The 19,331-nt window shown below is 32.4% G+C and carries 18 protein-coding genes; 9 read left to right on the plus strand and 9 right to left on the minus strand.

The annotated features are described in order from the left end of the window. The first annotated feature begins 1 nt into the window (after window position 1). Window positions 2–520, plus strand: a complete 519-nt coding sequence (locus tag AC1EUU_RS07650; protein WP_480200824.1) for a TrmH family RNA methyltransferase — start codon at window positions 2–4, stop codon at window positions 518–520. On the opposite strand, the gene AC1EUU_RS07655 is transcribed toward AC1EUU_RS07650, so the two are convergent. After that, window positions 495–3,995 carry a TraB/GumN family protein gene (locus tag AC1EUU_RS07655; protein ID WP_480200825.1) on the minus strand — a complete coding sequence of 1,167 codons (3,501 nt, stop codon included), beginning with the start codon at window positions 3,993–3,995 and terminating at the stop codon, window positions 495–497. The genes AC1EUU_RS07650 and AC1EUU_RS07655 overlap by 26 nt on opposite strands. A 166-nt stretch (window positions 3,996–4,161) precedes the next feature. On the opposite strand from AC1EUU_RS07655, the gene hemH reads away from it, so the two are divergent. Further along, a complete protein-coding gene (gene hemH, locus AC1EUU_RS07660; RefSeq protein WP_480200826.1) occupies window positions 4,162–5,193 on the plus strand; it encodes a ferrochelatase in 1,032 nt (343 codons plus the stop codon). Between the two features lie 2 nt (window positions 5,194–5,195). Here hemH and AC1EUU_RS07665 read toward each other — a convergent pair whose 3' ends face one another. The 4 genes from AC1EUU_RS07665 to AC1EUU_RS07680 all read right to left on the minus strand — a co-directional run bounded on the left by AC1EUU_RS07665 (window position 5,196) and on the right by AC1EUU_RS07680 (window position 9,837). Further along, entirely contained in the window at window positions 5,196–5,591 is a 396-nt protein-coding gene (locus AC1EUU_RS07665; RefSeq protein ID WP_480200827.1) for a DoxX family protein, read from the minus strand. Between the two features lie 6 nt (window positions 5,592–5,597). Further along, entirely contained in the window at window positions 5,598–6,554 is a 957-nt protein-coding gene (locus AC1EUU_RS07670) for an SMP-30/gluconolactonase/LRE family protein (protein ID WP_480200828.1), read from the minus strand. Between the two features lie 111 nt (window positions 6,555–6,665). Continuing rightward, on the minus strand, window positions 6,666–8,879 hold the full coding sequence (locus AC1EUU_RS07675) for a DUF5916 domain-containing protein (protein ID WP_480200829.1): 2,214 nt from the start codon (window positions 8,877–8,879) through the stop codon (window positions 6,666–6,668). Window positions 8,880–9,063: 184 nt separating this feature from the next. Further along, window positions 9,064–9,837 (minus strand): LytR/AlgR family response regulator transcription factor, encoded by a 774-nt coding sequence (locus AC1EUU_RS07680; RefSeq protein ID WP_480200830.1) that lies wholly within the window; start codon window positions 9,835–9,837, stop codon window positions 9,064–9,066. Between the two features lie 96 nt (window positions 9,838–9,933). Between AC1EUU_RS07680 and AC1EUU_RS07685 the strand changes: the two genes are divergently transcribed. After that, window positions 9,934–10,488 (plus strand): CopD family protein, encoded by a 555-nt coding sequence (locus AC1EUU_RS07685; RefSeq protein ID WP_480200831.1) that lies wholly within the window; start codon window positions 9,934–9,936, stop codon window positions 10,486–10,488. 3 nt (window positions 10,489–10,491) lie between these two features. Here the strand turns inward: AC1EUU_RS07685 and recR are convergent, their stop codons facing one another. Next, the gene (gene recR, locus AC1EUU_RS07690) at window positions 10,492–11,109 is read right to left on the minus strand and encodes a recombination mediator RecR (protein WP_480200832.1); all 618 of its coding nucleotides are present in this window, start codon (window positions 11,107–11,109) and stop codon (window positions 10,492–10,494) included. 135 nt (window positions 11,110–11,244) lie between these two features. Here recR and AC1EUU_RS07695 point away from each other — a divergent pair, with 135 nt between their 5' ends. From AC1EUU_RS07695 to AC1EUU_RS07710, 4 genes are read left to right on the plus strand one after another with little or no spacing between them, the layout of a single operon-like run. Next, window positions 11,245–12,726: a sodium:solute symporter gene (locus AC1EUU_RS07695; RefSeq protein ID WP_480200833.1), complete on the plus strand. Its 1,482-nt coding sequence runs from the start codon at window positions 11,245–11,247 to the stop codon at window positions 12,724–12,726. After that, complete coding sequence (gene pdxH / locus AC1EUU_RS07700) at window positions 12,726–13,373, plus strand: pyridoxamine 5'-phosphate oxidase (protein WP_480200834.1); 648 nt, start codon at window positions 12,726–12,728, stop codon at window positions 13,371–13,373. Before AC1EUU_RS07695 ends, pdxH begins: the two co-directional genes overlap by 1 nt. A 57-nt stretch (window positions 13,374–13,430) precedes the next feature. After that, window positions 13,431–13,934 carry a SixA phosphatase family protein gene (locus AC1EUU_RS07705; protein WP_480200835.1) on the plus strand — a complete coding sequence of 168 codons (504 nt, stop codon included), beginning with the start codon at window positions 13,431–13,433 and terminating at the stop codon, window positions 13,932–13,934. Beyond that, complete coding sequence (locus tag AC1EUU_RS07710; RefSeq protein ID WP_480200836.1) at window positions 13,935–14,834, plus strand: Ppx/GppA phosphatase family protein; 900 nt, start codon at window positions 13,935–13,937, stop codon at window positions 14,832–14,834. Window positions 14,835–14,920: 86 nt separating this feature from the next. Here AC1EUU_RS07710 and AC1EUU_RS07715 read toward each other — a convergent pair whose 3' ends face one another. Genes AC1EUU_RS07715 through AC1EUU_RS07725 form a run of 3 tightly spaced genes read right to left on the minus strand, consistent with a single transcriptional unit; the run spans window position 14,921 to window position 17,244 of the window. Continuing rightward, complete coding sequence (locus tag AC1EUU_RS07715; protein ID WP_480200837.1) at window positions 14,921–15,766, minus strand: alpha/beta hydrolase; 846 nt, start codon at window positions 15,764–15,766, stop codon at window positions 14,921–14,923. A gap of 45 nt (window positions 15,767–15,811) precedes the next feature. Then, complete coding sequence (locus tag AC1EUU_RS07720; protein WP_480200838.1) at window positions 15,812–16,411, minus strand: TetR/AcrR family transcriptional regulator; 600 nt, start codon at window positions 16,409–16,411, stop codon at window positions 15,812–15,814. Window positions 16,412–16,461: 50 nt separating this feature from the next. Then, window positions 16,462–17,244, minus strand: coding sequence for a sulfite exporter TauE/SafE family protein (locus tag AC1EUU_RS07725; protein ID WP_480200839.1), 783 nt, complete (start codon window positions 17,242–17,244; stop codon window positions 16,462–16,464). A 68-nt stretch (window positions 17,245–17,312) separates the two neighbouring features. Here AC1EUU_RS07725 and AC1EUU_RS07730 point away from each other — a divergent pair, with 68 nt between their 5' ends. Continuing rightward, window positions 17,313–17,567 (plus strand): DUF4212 domain-containing protein, encoded by a 255-nt coding sequence (locus tag AC1EUU_RS07730; RefSeq protein WP_480200840.1) that lies wholly within the window; start codon window positions 17,313–17,315, stop codon window positions 17,565–17,567. A 3-nt stretch (window positions 17,568–17,570) separates the two neighbouring features. Next, window positions 17,571–19,259 (plus strand): sodium:solute symporter family protein, encoded by a 1,689-nt coding sequence (locus tag AC1EUU_RS07735; RefSeq protein WP_480200841.1) that lies wholly within the window; start codon window positions 17,571–17,573, stop codon window positions 19,257–19,259. Window positions 19,260–19,331 lie beyond the last annotated feature (72 nt).

A 19,331-nucleotide genomic window follows, 5' to 3' on the forward strand; every position in this document is an offset into this window, starting at 1 on the left:
TATGAAACAGCTTTCTCATCTTGAAACACATAATGAGCAGCAATTATTTCCTGTTACGCTAGTTTGTGATGAACTTCGAACTCCAGAAAATATAGGTATGTGCTTTAGAGTGGCAGAAAGTTTTGGTGTTGAAAAAATTTTTATTCATAAAAATTCTCCATCTACCGAAAACAGAATTGTTAATAGAACCGCCAGAAACACCATTAATGTGGTACCCTTTGAAATTTACGATGACATTAATGACCTCATAAACAAGTTAAAAACCGAAGGGAACATCATTTTAGGTTTAGAAATTACCGATCAAAGTACAAACATTCAAGAATATGATTTTACTAAGCATAATAAAATTGTACTATTATTAGGTAGTGAGCGTAAAGGGATAAATGACATCAGCCTGCTTGATAAAAGCATCTCAATACCGATGTACGGAACAAATTCATCAATGAATGTTGTACACAGCTTAGCAATTACACTTTACGAGCTTACTAATCAATTTAAAATGGACTATAAGTCAACTTAAACAATCGTTTTCTATCTAAATATCTAATAGTATCTAGAATCTCATTAATAACCTCTTCTTCATCTCTTACTTCATCCAATTGCCGCCCATTTCTTTCTGATTGATAATAGGGTTCTAAAATCATTTTACCATCTTTAATTGAGAAAGCTATTGCATGTATTGTAGTATTGGTATTATAATTATTCTTTTCTTTCAATTTAAAAAAGTATACCCTTATACTTTCCCCTTTCACCTTTATAGGCTTTATCTTTAAAAAAGTAATCTCATCCGTTTCTTTATTATAAGTTTTCTTATTGAACACTCTAGAGCGTGCATATTTTAGCTTGTTTTTATCTTCTTTTAAATAATTATGAGCTACTTTAAGTTCTTCGAGTTTATCAATTAAAAAGCTGTAATTTTCTACATCATTAAGTAGTTTATCACTTAATTTTTGATTAATAGGCAACTTATTCTTCTTTAAAAGTGCATAGTACATTCCCAGTGCTTTATTTTCATTACTTTCAAGCAACCTAGTAAAGAAACTTTGAAGCTCTTTTTCATCTTTAAAAGGAAACAAGATGTTCACATAATCGTCTAACAACTCTTCTTTAGAGCCTCTATAAGCTGAATATTTATTGTATTTTTTATTATTACTATTAAAAAGACTTCTTTTTAGTTCTAATTTGGCGTCGTTCAAAATCTGACTTTTATATTTCTTATAATCTTTAACTTTTATAAAGTTTTTTCCAAGTAACTCAGACAGCAATTTATAGACTGGTTCTTTATACTCTGTAATTGTAGAATATTTTAATAGCTCTGGAAAAAGTTCTCTTTTTAATTTTAATGAGTCCTTTTTAAAAGAAGTAGTAAATAGTGATCTTATATTATAGTCATTACTCACAGGAAAATCGGTCTCTAGTAAGTCTAAGATCAATTTATACGATGCTTTATCTTTTTTCTTTATCAGTGATTTTATAATAGCAATCTGTATCTGCGGTTCGCTATAGGATGTAGCATAAAGCTGTTTGATCAATTGCATTTCTTCGGGATCACTTAATCTGATAAGCTCTTTTACTAATTGGCTTTTTATCGGCATTTTATCTTTAGGAAAATCGAAATTTCCAATAACTTCCTTTAACCGTTTCTTATGAGCCTTTGTAAAATTCAACAAATCAATTGACCCAAAAACTATACTATCATTATTCTTTAATGCTTCAAAAAATTCTGGCACCTTATCTTCAAATAAATTGCGGCCTAATAGCGTGTCTAAGGGGTGAAAACTAGTATAGAAATCATTCACAAATTTTGAAGACACACTAATGCTATCTTGCAATGTTTTTAATTCAAACAGTGTTCCCTTTTTAAGAACATTTTTAACCTTAATTTGCTTTGCACTTAAACTATCTCTCAATACAAAATCATATGTATATAAATTATTATCAAAAGATTTTTCTTCGTCAACAACGTAATAATCGTTAAGAAGAGGCTTCTTGATTTTATTCCATAGACTATCAACATTCGCAAACATTTGTAAGTCATGATACTTTGTTCTTTTTACAAAAATTGCCTCATTAGCCTTGGTAGAATAACTTGTTGTCTTCTTAAGCTCGTCATAGGATTTTCTTTTTCTACTATTATATCCTGTAAACATGTTCGGGAAAGGTTGTTTAGCTGCGGTACGAACAGAAAAGTGTAATGAGGTATCGATTACCTTTTCTGCTTCTTTATTATAAATTATAGATTTAACCTTAAATGACTTAAAAAATTGATCGGCCTTTTCTAAATTTCCACCAACATATCCCATTAAATAGTAAGACCCATCCTTAATAATAGTCTTTAAGCTTATTTTTTCGTTGTTGATTGAATCAATTGTCGTTGAAGATCGATAAGTACTGTACCTGCCGTTTTCAAATTTTCCATTTTTAGGTTTTAGTTTATTAATATCTAAAAATGCCTTATGAATGTAGGAAGCTTCAAAAGCATCTTCTTCAATATATTTAGTGTCGTTTATTGGCACTTCTTCAAAAAAGTAAAACCCATTTTTATCATAAGATTGCACAATTTTTCTACCCGCTTTACCAAAGTTTTCAGCGATATAGTTTGATGGAATAGAAAACTCATATTTTTTAAACTTAGGATCAAAATTTTGCCATAGATTATTAATAGGTTTAAACGAAATCGAATTAAAAATCTCATCGCCGTATTTTAAAACATAATCTTGCTTACCGCCAAGTTTAACTATTACAATTTCAAGAGGTGTTTTATAGATCGAATAACGTTGATAATCGCCCTTTTTTGTCTTATTTAAAACTCGTATTCCTTTATGAGGTGATTCAAAATACTCTTTTGTTATTATTTCTCCTGGAATATCTTCAAATAGAAAATCGTCAATATCTTTTAAGTTTATTTTTTTCTTAGAATTTAAATAGTCAAATGTATTAATACGAGTAATAGCTAAATAAGCCCCATTCGTCATATCTGTTGCCACATAGTAATTTTGATTTAAGAAATTAAGTTCATGTAATTTTTCAAAACTTTTAATGCGCAAAAAACTGTCATTTGTTTCTTCTTCTTTTAATAGTGGTTTTATAAAAGTTGATTCAATTTCTTTTTTCGTTTTTTTACCAAATTCAGACTGTTTAGATTTTAGTGGAGTTACCTGATATCCTTTTTCTCTTAAAAGTTCTATCATACCATTTTCTCCTGGTAAATGCGCGGCTCCTACTCCTGAGAATACCGATTGTATATGCATTAATGAATCCAAAACTTCTACCATATTATGATTTCGCTCATACAACATATACTTTCTAAAATGATCGGTATTAGTTGCATTTCCAATTGAATCTAGCAAATCTAAATTTCGATCTCTATATGCCTGTTCGGTAAAATCAAACCGTGAGTGGTTTTTATATTCTTTCTGCAACCATGCGTCTATTTTTTTCTTTGAAATATTATAACTGGCTTTTGTTGTTAAGTATCTCGATTCTTTAAAATCTTCTAGTCCGAAAATTGGTTTGAGTTGTTTTTTCCCTGCCTGAAATATAAACATATCGAGGTATGTTTCTTCTTCGAAATTATCTCTGGCAAAATTTTTTCTATATAAATATCCGTTTATGATATAATTATCTAATCTAATAGCAGATCGAATTGTAATATCATTAGGAAAGTTAAATTGAAAGTGTTTTGCATAAAAATCATCACTTTTATTCATGTAATAGCCAGCATAGCCAGACACCATCCCCATAAGCTCATAATTATGCTCCATCCATGTTGTAGGATCTGACTCTAGTGCCACCGCATCACATTCTTTAAGTGCCTTATAAAAAACATCGTCAAGTCTAAAAGCAACTTTACTACTTACATGCATTGTTCCATACAGATAAGAATCCTTTTTAAGTTTATTGCCAGAAATTTTCCATAAAAGACTTTGGTATTTTTGTTGCGCCGAAACACTTACTGTAATCAGCATCAAACATATAGCTAAAAATTGCTTCATAGTTCTAATTAGAGAGAGGTAAATATATTTATTAGTTTATAATTTAAACAATTAAAATGAGTAAAATCCTACTCTAAACGAGTAGCATATCATTTGTGAATAGTTAAGTGCTTTTTTGGTTTTCTTTCTATTCAATAATTGTATTTTTGCAGTTGAAATCTTTAATATGAAAAAAGGAGTATTACTTGTAAATTTAGGATCACCTGATAGCACCAAAGTAAAAGATGTTCGTAAATATTTGGATGAATTTTTAATGGATGAGCGCGTAATCGATATTCCATATTGGAAGCGCTATCTATTAATAAAAGGCATTATCTTAAATACACGTCCTAAAAAATCAGCTGAAGCCTATAAAAAAATCTGGTGGGATGAAGGGTCGCCACTCGTTGTTATTTCTGAACGATTTAAAAAGAAAGTAGCTGAAAAACTGAATCTTCCGGTTGCATTAGGTATGCGCTATGGTTCTATGAGCATTAAAAAAGGTATTCAGGAGTTAGTGAATCAAGGTGTTGAAGAAATCTTATTAGCCCCTCTTTACCCTCATTATGCGATGAGTTCTTATGAAACGGTGGTTGAAAAAGCAAAACAAGTAAATAAAGACAATTTCCCTAATATTAAAATAGATGTCTTACCGGTTTTTTATAACGATAAAGATTATATTAAGGTATTAGCTGCTAATATTAAAAAGCATTTAGATGGTTTTGAATATGATCATATCTTATTTTCATATCATGGTATTCCAGAAAGACATATTTATAAATCAGATACTACGCAATCGCATTGTAAAGTAGATGGTAGCTGTTGTGAAAAACCATCGAAAGCACATCGTACTTGTTATAGGCATCAGTGTTTTGAAACCACAAAATCTGTTGTTAACGAATTAGGTTTAAAAGAAGGTACTTATAGTGACTCATTTCAGTCTCGCTTGTTAAAAGATCCTTGGTTACGTCCATATACCGATTTCGAATTAGAGAAATTCCCTAAAGAAGGAAAAAATAGATTGGCGGTAATTACACCCGCTTTTGTTGCTGATTGCCTAGAAACACTTGAAGAAATTGCCATGGAAGGCAAACATCAATTTATGGAAGCTGGAGGTAAGGATTATAAATACATTCCATGTTTAAATGACAATGATGATTGGGTAAATGTAATGGTCACTTGGATTGAAGAATGGCAGGAAAAAACAGTTGTACTATAGGCTTATTTTTTTAGTGAAAATTTACCCGGTCCTGTAAAAATTAGCGTTACACAACCGAAAAACATAGCTAAAGCCGGAGTCATTTGCTCAATGCTATCGTTACCCAGAATATGAACAAAAAGTAATGCAATTAAAAAATTAAAAGCTAGTATTGCTGCGCTTAATCTAGTTTTAAATCCGATTATTAAAAATAGTCCACCTAAAAATTGAACATATACAGATACAACAGCACTTATTAAAGGAAATGGAAAATGAAAGGCTGTTAGAAACTCTGAAAATTTTAACATGTGGTTCCAGCTAACTACATTATCTACAACTCCATATATAAGTCGGAGCCCAATAAATAGCCTCAATATGAATAATCCATATTCTTTATAAGGTTCAAATAACTTGTCCATCATTAATTAATTTAATTGCACTTTTAATACGTAAACCGGATCTAACGTCATTGTATCGATAATTTCATTTTTATCTTGATCAAAATTATCTAACTGGCTATTTGCTAAAACAAAAGCAAAATTATCAGAAATGGCAACCGTAGTTGGTAAGTTCATTTTTTTATGATTTATCACCAGTGGGTTCATTTCTAAAATATCATTGTGTGATTCATTTAAAACGTATTGATATAAACCATGTTTTGCTTTATCTCTTCCTCCATTTCTCACAGCATATAATGTCCCATTGTGAAATTTAAGCCCATCAATTCCAATATTAGAAGATTCTTTATGAGGTTTATTTAAAATTGTTTTTGATTTAATATCTATTATTCTAATACCATGTGTATATGAATCAACAAACAATTTCGAATTGTCTTTTGAAATAGCTATACCATTTGGATATTGAATCTGCTCATCGGTCATAAAAATATCAATTACCTTGTTGCTTGAGTTGAAGAAATATACTTTGTGAGAGTTTGTATCGGTCATGTAAGCATTGCCTTGATTATCTATCGCTAGATCATTAAAATAAGATTCCACATTACTTGGCATAGAAAAACATTCAACATCATCAGGATTTTCTAAATCTTTGACTACTAAAATTGATCTTTTCTTTCGATTAAAACTTCCTAATGAATATAGCTTATTATTAAAAATCTCCATTCCAACTCCGGTAGAATAGCCACAATAATTTTCTGGCAAAAAAGTAGAAAAGTCATTTCCATTTTTGGTAGACTTTGTAATCGTATTGAGGTGTATACTGCTAATAAAAATTTCTCCCAACTTCTGATCAACCGCAATTCCTTCAGGAATAGTGTTTTTTGGAAGGTCAAGTTCAAAAACTTGAACTAAACCTTTATCCTTGTCTGAAAAACATGAAGGTAATAAAATTACTATCAATAGGATTCCTAAATACCTCATCATTATTTTTATGTACTAAGTTACATGTTTTATAACTAAAACTAGAGAATTACCATATTACAAACACTCTCTTTCTTAATAAAGATGGTACTTGATTGAAGAAAGCCATTAATATTATTTAAAGAACGTATATAGGTATTTAATGGTGAAGATTCTATCGTTAAATGTGGGTAATTGTGGTCGAATCAAATCCCTTTCTGTGTTATAATCTTGGTTATAAACCAAATAAATGTCATGTCCATCCTTAAAATTGTAACGTAATCTTGCATTCATAAAAATTTGATCGCGAATAGAATTATATTGTCCTATAATGCTCCCAGATAGGTGAAGGTTGTATGCGAAATTCAATTTAGCCTGTACAATATTGATCCACTCGTTAATATTTCTATTCTTAAAATCAAGATAGTTAGTACGCCATGATGTCGAAACATTCAAATACCTATTAAGAGTGATTTCGGGTGAAATGCGAAATTGAAGGTTCGTTCCGTCAAAAAAACCACCATATTCCAAGCTCATTGGAGCTCTAAAAGCACGTTGAGTACCTTGACTGTAAGATATGGCAAAACCACTATTAAAGTACGTATCGGCAGGAATCGTAATTTTATCTGTAAACGAAAGTGGTTCAGTTAAAGATTCATATTGCCCTTTTAATCTTAATGTTATTCTATCTCCAGAAAAGAAAGATCCAGTCCATGAAGGATTACCATACCATGAAACTAAACGAGACATATCAGTTGTAAAATAAAAATCTGAATCTATAAAATTCCAGCGTTTGTATCTAAACAAACCATCTTCTTTTGTATTATTATATTTTCCATGGCTTAGCAAAGTGAAAAAATTATGATGCTTTTCTCTAAGTAAAGAGGCCATTTGAGGGTTAAAATTTTCAGCAGAATATTCATATGCAGCCTTGTAAAAGAAGCCATCATCTTTTCGTTTTTCAAATAATAAGGCGAAACGAGAATTGTCTATAAAATTAAACGACCCAAAATCATCATTTACACTGGTGGCTAAAGAAGTAATTATAAATTTCTGATTTGCCAGACTAAATACGCCATCTACACCCAATGCTGTATTGAAATAATCTTTTCTATATGTATTGGTAGCCATAAAACCGATGAATGAACGATTGTTAAACACTTTCTTTCGTAAGCGCAATACTGAAAAATTTTCAGAGGCCAATTTACTGCCATCATTTAAAGTTTCGCTGTCTGATTGCATAGAAAGCAAACCAACATCCATGGTGCCGATCTCTCCTGTTAATCGTAATCCTCCTAAAATGGGAATTATTTGCCCATCTTTAATACCAATACTTCTACTATAGAAAAGTTGCGAAAAAATTCCTGTATTAAAATCAAATAATCCAGCCTGCTCTTGAAAAAACTTTCTCTTCTCTGGTAAGAAAATAGACCCTCTACTGAGGTTTACAATCTGATCGTCAATTTCTACTTGTGCAAAATCAGTATTAATGGTTGCGTCTAAAGTTAACTTTGGCGAAATTCCATAGCGCACATCAAGACCAAAATCAAAACTTTCATTATCGTCTCTAACATAACCATCATTATGTAAACTATTTTCAGATGAGAGCATCCCCAAAGCGTAGGGTGTAACCTGTAATTGCTTTCGAGGTTTTAAGCCTTCTAGAACGATTGGCTGATATAGTGAAGGAGTTTCTGTTCCATTGGGGATATTTTGCGGAGGAAGTGGTGTAATTCTAACCGTTTTATTAAGGTGTCTTTGTGTTCGAATTACCGAAATTCCTGCAGTTACCGCTCCATTTTTTTCTATAAATCTTAAGTTTGAAATAGCAATTTTATATTCTGCTGTCCAGCCTTTATCATTCTTGTGTGTTTTGCCTTCCCAGATCATATCGTATGAAGGATTGAACGTTGAGTTACCTAAAGGTATCGCATTATTAGATACCGCCATATCGTAACGACTTCCTGAAGGGTAAATACTGAAAATAAAAGAATTCTTTTTAGTTTGGTTCGGATCGATGCCAAAAGCAAAAAAATCATCTCCATACCAACCATCTCTTATTAAATTTCTATCAATTATTTTCTCTGGAAAAGGTTCATAAGCCTTTAAGGCAAGGTATAAATACCTATCATCGAAAACCATTTTCATAGAGGTGAGTGAATCTCTTTGTCCCCAGTTAGGACTTTGTTCTAAAAACGAAAATTCTTTTGCCTGCTTCCAAACCTCGTCATTTAAAATTCCATCTAAATTAATTTCTCCAATAGCTTTGGTCACTATAATTCTCTCAGGGCTTTGACCAAAGGTTGAAATGGAGCATATAAAACTTACTAGTAAGAATATTTTTTGCATTACCTTTTTTTGTCAAACCTCGCGCAAAGACTTCAACTAAAAAAAATATATATGGTAAGACGAGGACAAAGAAGGGTGAAATCAAAAGTTTAATTTCAATCTAATCGAAGTAAAGTATTATTAGTCATTTCCAAAACGATGTAAACGTCTAATTATGCGGTCATCTATAGTTTATTCTCAGAAGTTAGGTAAGTAACCCTAATTTATAATTACGGCTTAACTTAACTGTTTCGTTATTCTCTAAAGTTATAACTCCATCTCCATTTTTATTTTTTTTAACGGAGTTAATCTTATTGATATTAACGGCATACGATCGATGCACACGTTGAATGGTATTTACATGGTTCTCACTTAAAAAAGATTTTAAGCTCTGATACTTCACAAACTTACCAACATCCGTATTTATAACTATACAATTATTTGAAGCCTCAATAAATTTAATCTTATCTACATGTACAACTTTAGTTACATTCCCTAAAGATAAAGACAGTAATCCAGTGTACTCATTTTCTTCGGCCTCAATGGGTGAGATATTATGCACCTGAGCGGCCCTATTATCAATATATAAATAATAAAATACCAATGAGAAATAACACAATAGGTTTACAGCTATATTATTTGTTAAACTGGCATTAATTAAACTAAACCCGGGTGAGGTACATTTATATACATATACCATTAGTAGAATAATAAATGCCTGGCTAATTAAAATGTTAATAATGCTTGAAGAAATACCAATACCACCGTGCACTAAAAGATGCCTCGGATTTTTAAAGAAATCATATCGCTTAGAAGTTTTCTTTACAGATTTAGCTGACACGCTCCAAAACACAAAACTAGTTAATGCAATAACGCTCAACTCAGAAAAACAAACCACACTTAAGCTTTCTTGAAAAAGCCTTCCAACAAATAGGTTAAAAATTACAAAACCCGATATTAGTGTAATTGGTAATTTCATGATTGACTTCTTCAAACGAAATAATAAAAAATAAATGAAATTTTATGTTACAAAACTGTTAATCTGCTATTTTTGCTATTACTAAATAACTACTTTTTGGATTTTCTAAATATTAAAGCGCTTCATATTATTTTTGTAATTACATGGTTTGCTGGTCTGTTTTATATTGTGCGATTATTCATCTATCATGCTGAAGCCGAAGAAAAGCCAGAGCCAGATAAAAGTATCTTACAAAAGCAATATAAATTAATGAGTAAGCGTCTTTGGTTTATAATAACCTGGCCTTCTGCAATACTTGCCAGTATATTCGCCTTTTGGATGCTATATCAAAACCCTGTATATCTTGAAATGCCTTGGATGCATTTAAAATTAGGCTTTGTTGGGCTGCTGTATATTTACCATTTATTTTGTCATAGAATCTTTAGTGAGCTTCAAAAAGATATTGTAAAATATTCTTCTAATAAGCTTAGAATTTGGAATGAAGTAGCTACCATTATTCTATTCTCTATTATTTTTCTAGTTACTCTTAAAAATGCTGTAAACTGGATTTATGGAGTGGTTGGTTTGGTACTGATTTCTATACTGCTGATGTTGGGAATTAAATTATATAAGCGACTTCGAGCACGTAAAAATTGGGATCAAGAAAACTAACATTTAAGCTTTCAGGCTGTTTTCGAAAGGTATCCTATTCAGAATACTACGCCCAAGAGTTACTTCATCTGCATATTCTAATTCATCGCCTACAGAAATTCCTCGTGCAATTGTAGATACTTTTACATCGTATTTTTCAATTTGTCGATAGATATAGAAATTTGTGGTATCACCTTCCATAGTTGTACTTAACGCAAAAATAATTTCCTTAACAGCTCCACTCGCCACCTTATTTACCAGAGATTCAATCGTTAAATTTTGTGGACCGACACCCTCGATGGGTGAGATCTTTCCTCCCAGCACATGATACATCCCTCTAAATTGCGCAGTGCTTTCTATGGCCATTACATCTCTAATATCTTCAACTACACAGATAAGCTCATCATTCCTGCTCTTATTCGAACAGATTTCACATACATCCACATCAGAAATATTATGACACCTTTTACAATGCTTAACATCATTTCTAAATTGCTCTAGAGCTTTGGTCAAATAGCTGGTTTGCTCCTTTGGCTGTTTCAATAAATGAAGTACCAAGCGTAGTGCCGTACGTTTACCAATACCTGGTAATTGTGACACTTCGTTTACCGCATTTTCGAGCAATTTTGAAGAAAAATCCATAACCGCAAATGTACAATTTAAAGAAGAAAAAAGATCAAAGACATGAGATAAAAGATAGCAAAATAGTATTTATTCTTTCTTCTTTTACCAATAGACGAAATAAGCTATCTTAGCACAACTAACATCTACAAAATAATGCAACCAGTTCACATATTATTGCTCATTGCAGGTTATTTCGCAGTTTTAATTTTAATCTCCTATTTTACGAGTAAAGACGATAGTAACGAAGTGTTTTTTAAAGCAGAGCGTAAATCGCCCTGGTACATTGTTGCTTTTGGTATGGTAGGAGCTTCGCTTTCTGGAGTTACGTTTATCTCTGTTCCAGGTTGGGTTGGCGATACACAATTCAACTATATGCAAATAGTAATGGGATATGTGGTTGGTTATTTTATTGTAGCTTTCGTATTAATGCCAGTGTACTATCGACTAAATGTAACTTCTATCTACCAATATTTAGAACAACGCTTTGGTATTGTAAGTTATAAAACCGGAGCCACATTTTTCTTCATTTCAAGAGTGCTAGGGGCTTCCTTTAGATTATTTTTGGTTGCTTCTGTACTTCAATATTTGATTTTTGATAGCTGGGGGGTACCTTTTGAAATCACCGTGATATTATCTATTCTTTTAATTTGGGTATATACATACAGAGCTGGTATTAAAACGATTGTTTGGACGGATACACTGCAAACATTATTCATGATCTTAGCTTGCGTTGCCGCAATTTATTTTATCAATTCAAAATTAGATTGGTCTTTTGGTGAATTCTTAGCTTCAGATGAATTAAAAAGTTATAGTAAAACTTTCTTTTTTGATGACATACTTGCTAAAAATCACTTCATAAAATCGTTTATTGGCGGAATGTTTGTTACCATATGTATGACCGGTCTAGATCAAGATATGATGCAAAAAAACCTAACTTGTAAAAACCTTAAAGATGCCCAAAAGAATATGATCTCGTTTAGCATCGTATTAGGTCTGGTAACTTTTGTATTTATGTTATTAGGTGCGTTATTATTTATTTATTCTAATAAGTTCGGAATTAATATACCTATTGTAGATGGTAGTGTTAAAACAGATCTCTTATTTCCTGAAGTAGCATTAAATGGTGGTTTAGGCTTAGGAATAGGAATTGTGTTTATTCTTGGACTAATCGCTGCTGCTTACAGCAGTGCAGATAGTGCATTAACCTCTTTAACCACCTCTTTTTGTATCGACTTTTTAGATTTTGAAAAAAAGAAGCAAATACAACAAAAAGCGATAAGAAAAAAAGTACATATTGGTATGAGTATTTTACTCGTTGTGGTTATCATTATATTCAAATATGTACTTGAAGATAATGTGATAAGTAGTTTATTACAAGTGGCATCATATACCTACGGCCCCTTATTAGGGCTTTTTGCCTTTGGTATTTTTACTAAATATCAAATTAAGGATCAGTATGCCTGGATTATCGCTATTCTTTCCGTTGCTTTGAGTTATATTTTAAATAAATATTCTCAACAATGGTTCGGAGGATATGTTTTTGGATTTGAACTTTTAGGGGTTAATGGATTAATTACCTTTGTAGGACTATTATTAGCCCGAAAATCATCAGATGAAACTGTAGCTTTACAATAATGGAAAAAGACCTTAGCAATTACAGACAGTCATATGAAAAGGATGCTTTGCTAGAGCAAAACACTCCCGAGAATCCTATTGAACTATTCAGAAATTGGTTTTTAGTAGCAGATGAATCTGAAAACGTTCATGAAGCTAACGCTATGAATGTGGCTACCATTGGATTAGATGGATATCCAAAAAATAGAATGGTTTTATTAAAAAAGTTTACGTACGAAGGGTTTATTTTTTATACAAATTACAATTCTGAAAAAGGAAAAGCAATTGCTAAAAATGAAAAGGTGTGTTTGTCTTTTTTTTGGCCAGCATTAGAGCGTCAAATCATTATTAAAGGAAACGCTGAATTATTAGCCGAAAACTTATCCGATGGGTACTTTGAATCTCGCCCGGATGGAAGTAAATTAGGTGCTTGGGCTTCAAACCAAAGTGATATAGTAACATCTAGAGAAGAACTAGATAATGCATTAAAGAAATGTGAAGAAATGTTTAGAGAACAAGAAATTCCTCGTCCGAAACACTGGGGTGGTTATCTAATAAAGCCTGCATCAATAGAATTTTGGCAAGGGCGCGCCAATAGAATGCATGATCGGATCCGTTATTCTTTACAAGAAAATTTTGATTGGAAAAAAGAACGATTAGCACCATAAACAAGAAACAATTATATTTGAACTGTAGAACCTAACAAACTACTTCGCTAACAAAAAATGAAAACACTTTATATTGTCCGTCATGCTAAGTCTTCATGGGAATATCAAGGCGTAAGCGATATTGATCGTCCTCTAAAAAAGAGAGGTATCAATGATGCCTATTTAGTATCTAATGTGCTTGAAAAAAAGATAGAAACACCCGATGTTTTTATGTCTAGTTGCGCAAACAGAGCATTGCACACAGCAATGATCTTTAGTTATACTTTTAATTACCCATTAGCCAATTTAAAAATAAGCAAGGCCTTATATAGTTTTAGTGATGGCTATCTTATTAAAGCGGTTAAAGCTTTGGATGATGGATTCAATTCGGCCATTATTTTTAGTCATGATCATGGCATTAGTACTTTTGTAAATAAATTTGGTGATAAATATATAGGGCATGTTCCTACTTGTGGTGTTATAGGTATTAAATTTGATATCAAACATTGGAAAAACTTTAAAAAAGGTGAAACTTTCATTATTGAATTCCCAAAGCATCACAAACCACCAAAAATGTCTTAGATGCTAGAAATAAAAAAATATGCCGCGATAGATATTGGCTCCAATGCGATTCGCCTATTAGTAGCAAACATTATAATCCAAAAAAACAAAGAGCCTCAATTTAAAAAATCATCATTAGTTCGTGTGCCCATACGCTTAGGGGCTGATGCCTTTGTAAAAGGTACTATTAGCGAAGAAAACACAACACGTATGATCAATGCCATGAATGCTTTTAAATTATTAATGAAAGTACATGGCGTTGAAAAATTCAAGGCCTGTGCTACCTCTGCGATGCGAGAGGCTAGTAATGGTAAAAATGTTGTTGATGAGATTTTTAAAAAGACAGCTATAAAAATCGAGATCATAGATGGTAAAAAAGAAGCTGCTATTATTTCATCAACAGACCTTGATGAATTGATTAGTTCAGATGACTCTTACCTCTATGTAGATGTTGGTGGTGGAAGTACAGAGTTTACCATTTTTTCAAAAGGAAAGATTATTAATTCTAAGTCTTTTAAAATGGGAACAGTTCGTTTGATTAACAACACTAAGGCTGAAAACAAAGTTATTTTTAAAGAAGTTGAAAAATGGATCAAAGGGAATGCTAGTGGTTTAAAAAGGCTAGCTTTGATTGGTTCTGGTGGAAATATCAATAAGCTCTTTAAAATGTCTGGCAGAATGCCTGGCAAGCCATTGTCTTATATATTTTTAAATGCACAATACCAGTTCTTAAAAAATATGAGCTATAAAGACCGTATTTCTGAATTGAGTTTAAATCCAGATAGAGCTGATGTAATTATACCGGCTACTAAAATTTACCTATCGGCTATGAAATGGAGTGGTGCCAGAAAAATATATGTACCTAAAATTGGCTTGGCTGATGGAATCATTAAAGGTTTGTATAAAGGAAAATTAAAATAAAAAGCCATTGTTAATTTTCATGTTGTTAACTCTTAATTAATGAATAAACTTCTGCTCGAAATTTATGCAACAATGGCTTTTTTTGTTTAGGTAGTTATAAATGTTAACGTATCATTTAACACGGTATCATTCCATAGCATCCTATAATGTCCTATTTTATTATAAACTTTTAACTCTGCTTTTTCAGTATTCTTTTGCTGTATTTTCTCCGAATTTTTTATAGAGATAATCTTATCAAATTTATCATGCACCAGCAATAATTTTGAATACGATATCTTTTGGAGTTTTTCATCTACGTTTACTTCTTGAATATCTTCATTCAATAATAATTTGGCTTTTCTAAGCACATATGCAAATGATTTATCTGTAAGGCCAATAATTTTTTTAAAATCATTAAAAACTTCAAACAATGAATTTGGTGATGTTAAAAAAATAAATTTATCAACTTCATAATCCAGTTGCGACAACGTATATGTAGATACTGCCGATCCAAATGAATGCGATACCACTGTGAACGGTTCGATTGGGTTAATAAATTCCAGAACATTTTTAAATGCTTCTTTACACTCATATAAATTGGTGTATTTAGATTTAGTTCTGGCATGCCCAGGCAGGTCGAAGCTTATTACGCGATATCCTTTAGCCACAAGGTCAAAAGCAAATCGAGACATGCTGCCGGCGTTAGATTCCCATCCGTGAACCAAAAAAATCAATTTACCATCAGACGCTCCAAGCTGATAACAATGAATATCTTCTTTACTCGAAGGGATTTTAAAATGCTTTGCCTGATTATAAAACTCTTCTTCTCTTTTTCTAACCGTCTTTTTTCTTACTCGCTGAAAAAGTTTAAAAGCTTGTAAAGCACTTAACTTCGGCATAACCGAAGAAGAAACTTTAAAATAAGAGCGCAATAATTGCAATTGTAAGTTCATAGTTCATATTTTATACCAATTGGTATATTTTTAACCAAAAAAATATTATTTCTTCAACTCTGTTTGTATCATTTTATCAACATGATTCATCATATCGATCAAACATTCCTCGTCTTTAGATACCATAGACGTAAATACAGCACCTTGAATCAGTGAGTAAATACGAACACCATATTTCATCGCATTAATATCATCTCTAATTTCATTCTTAAAAATACCATCTTCAATAATCGAAGTAAGGCTCCCCTGCATTTTGTCGATAACATATTTCACTCGATGAAACAATGCCGGATTTGTATGATTAGCGTCAACACCAATATTAACAATAGGACAACCTCCATATTCTAATAATTTCGAATAGTAGCTTCTATGGAAGTTAGTAATTGCGAATAGCTTTGCTAATGGAGACTCAATAGTTTGAATAATCGCTCTTATTTCGTCCATTTGATATTTCACAGTGAAATTAAACGCCTCTACTGCAAGTTCTTCCTTGTTCTTAAAGTTGCCGTAAATAGCCCCCTTAGTCAAACCAGTAGCCTCAGTTATATCAGATAAACTCGTACCTGTATATCCATTTCTATTAAAGATAGGTGCGGTCTTTTCTATTATAAACTGGCTTGTTTTTTCAGCTTTTGTCAATATCATATTACAAATATATAAAAATATACCAATTGGTATATAAAAGATCAAAAAAATTACAAATACTTTAATAGAAGTCGAATTCCTACAAAAGCAATTAACAGCGCGGTTGTTCTTTTTAAGATATAAGGAGAAATTCTTGTTGCACTCAGTCGTGATCCTATTTGGCCGCCAAAAAACACAACCACCATTAACAAAAAAGCAATATTTGGCTCAAAGTAAAAATCAGGATTTTGTATCTGTCCTAATAAGCCGGCTATTGAATTCACCAATATAAAAAAGCTTGCCGTTGCAGCGATGCGTTTTGGAGTATCCCAATTTGTTAAATGCAAAAAAGGGGCTAAGAAAATACCGCCTCCTATACCAACCATTCCGGCAAGAAATCCGATTCCGCCACCAATAGTTCCATCGATAACCTTAGATTTAACTGTTGTACTTTCTTTAGCTTTACTAACAATATATTTAGAAATCCACATTAAAATTGCAGCTAGAATTAATATAACTCCTAAAAGGATAAAGAAAGAGGTTTGGCTAATTTTTGAATAACCTCCTATAAAGGCCAATGGAACGCTTAATAGCACCAAAGGCAACACCTTTTTCCAATTATAATGTCCGTTCTTGGCAAAAATATAAGTGCCTCCAGAGACTACAACAATATTGCAAAGCAATGCGATTGCTCTAAATTGTATATAAGTTAATCCGGTTAAGGCTAAAATTGCTAAATAACTAGAGCCTCCTCCAAAACCAACAGAAGAATATAACACAGCAACAAGAAAAAATAATACAACAACTTCCCAATTCAATACTAATACATTAAGAAGCTCAGAAAATTCAATCATGCATATTTTGGTTTGAGCTCTAAAATAGAAAAATTAATTTTATCTTGTGGCAACCAATCTCTATGACAATGAGTACAGAATCTCAAAAAAAATATTGGAAAGAAAACATAAAGTACCTCTTCATACTTTTATCAATTTGGTTTTTGGTTTCTTATGTCTTTGGGATTTTATTAGTAGAAGAACTTAATACAATTAGGTTTGGGGGATTTAAACTTGGTTTTTGGTTTGCCCAGCAAGGTTCAATCTATGTTTTTGTAATACTCATTTTCGTGTACATAAAACTCATGAACAAACTCGATAAAAAGTATAATTTAGAAGAATAAGTTATGAGTATACAATTATGGACATGGATTATTGTTGGGATTACTTTTGCCTTATATATAGGTATTGCTATCTGGTCTCGAGCAAGTTCTACCGGAGAATTCTATGTAGCTGGTAAGGGCGTTCACCCTGTTGCAAATGGGTTAGCTACAGCAGCAGACTGGATGTCTGCAGCTTCGTTTATATCTATGGCTGGGATTATTTCATTTAGTGGATATGATGGTTCGGTATATTTAATGGGCTGGACTGGTGGATATGTATTGCTTGCTTTACTTTTAGCTCCTTATCTTCGAAAATTTGGTAAATTCACGGTACCTGATTTTATTGGTGACCGCTATTATTCTGACATTGCTCGAGTAGTAGCCGTTCTTTGTGCATTGCTTGTTTCTTTTACTTACGTTGCCGGGCAAATGCGAGGTGTTGGGTTGGTCTTTTCTCGATTTTTAGAAGTACCTATCAATACTGGAGTGATTATTGGGATGTTTATTGTATTGTTTTATGCTGTACTTGGCGGAATGAAAGGAATCACTTATACCCAAGTTGCACAATATTGCGTTCTAATCTTTGCCTTTATGGTACCAGCCATTTTTATCTCTATTCAAATGACCGGAAATCCGGTACCGCAAATAGGATTTGGAAGTGCAGGAAATGATGGTGTTTATCTTTTAGATAAATTGGATGGGCTTCATAGAGAGCTTGGTTTTCATGAGTATACCTCTGGTAGTAAATCAAAAATCGATGTCTTTTTTATCACAGCCGCATTAATGATAGGTACTGCTGGATTGCCACACGTAATAGTTCGTTTTTTTACAGTTAAGAAAGTAAGTGACGCTCGTAAATCTGCTGGTTGGGCACTATTATTTATTGCAATTCTATACACCACAGCTCCGGCCATAGCTGTATTTGCTAGAACGAACATGATAGAAACGGTAAATGATAAAAACAGAGAAGAGTTACCCGATTGGTTTAATAATTGGGAAACAACAGGTCTCATTACCTTTGACGATAAAAATAAGGACGGTAAAGTTCAATACGTAGCCGATGCCACTAAAAATGAATTAACTGTTGATAGAGATATAATGGTACTTGCAAACCCTGAAATTGCACGTTTACCAAATTGGGTAATAGCACTTGTTGCAGCTGGAGGTTTAGCTGCAGCACTATCTACGGCAGCAGGATTATTATTGGTTATTTCATCATCTATATCACATGATTTAATAAAAAAAATAATTAAGCCTAATATTACTGAAAAGGGCGAGCTCGTAGCCGCAAGATTATCAGCGGTGGTCGCAGTTATAATTGCTGGATATTTTGGTATAAACCCTCCAGATTTCGTAGCAGCCACCGTTGCACTCGCCTTTGGTTTAGCTGCTGCATCTTTCTTCCCTGCAATCATTTTAGGAATATTTTACAAGCGTATGAATAAAGAAGGAGCCATTGCTGGAATGGTAGTTGGTATTTTACTCATGTTGTTTTACATGCTTAAGTTTAAATTCGATTGGTTTGGTGGTGGTGCTAAAGAAGATTGGTGGCTGGGTATTTCTCCAGAAGGTTTTGGTACTGTAGCTATGATTATTAACTTAATCGTTTCTATACTTATTTCGTCATTTACTCCACCCCCACCAGAAAGTGTGCAAAGAATTGTAGACGATATTAGAATACCTTCAGGCGCTGGCGACGCCATGACGCATTAATTGTTTTTTAACGTCTATTTTAAGTTGTTAATGGTTATTGACACTTCATTTGACTTCATTTCTTGTAAAATG

The organism is Maritimimonas sp. 2205BS37-2 (assembly GCF_056591755.1).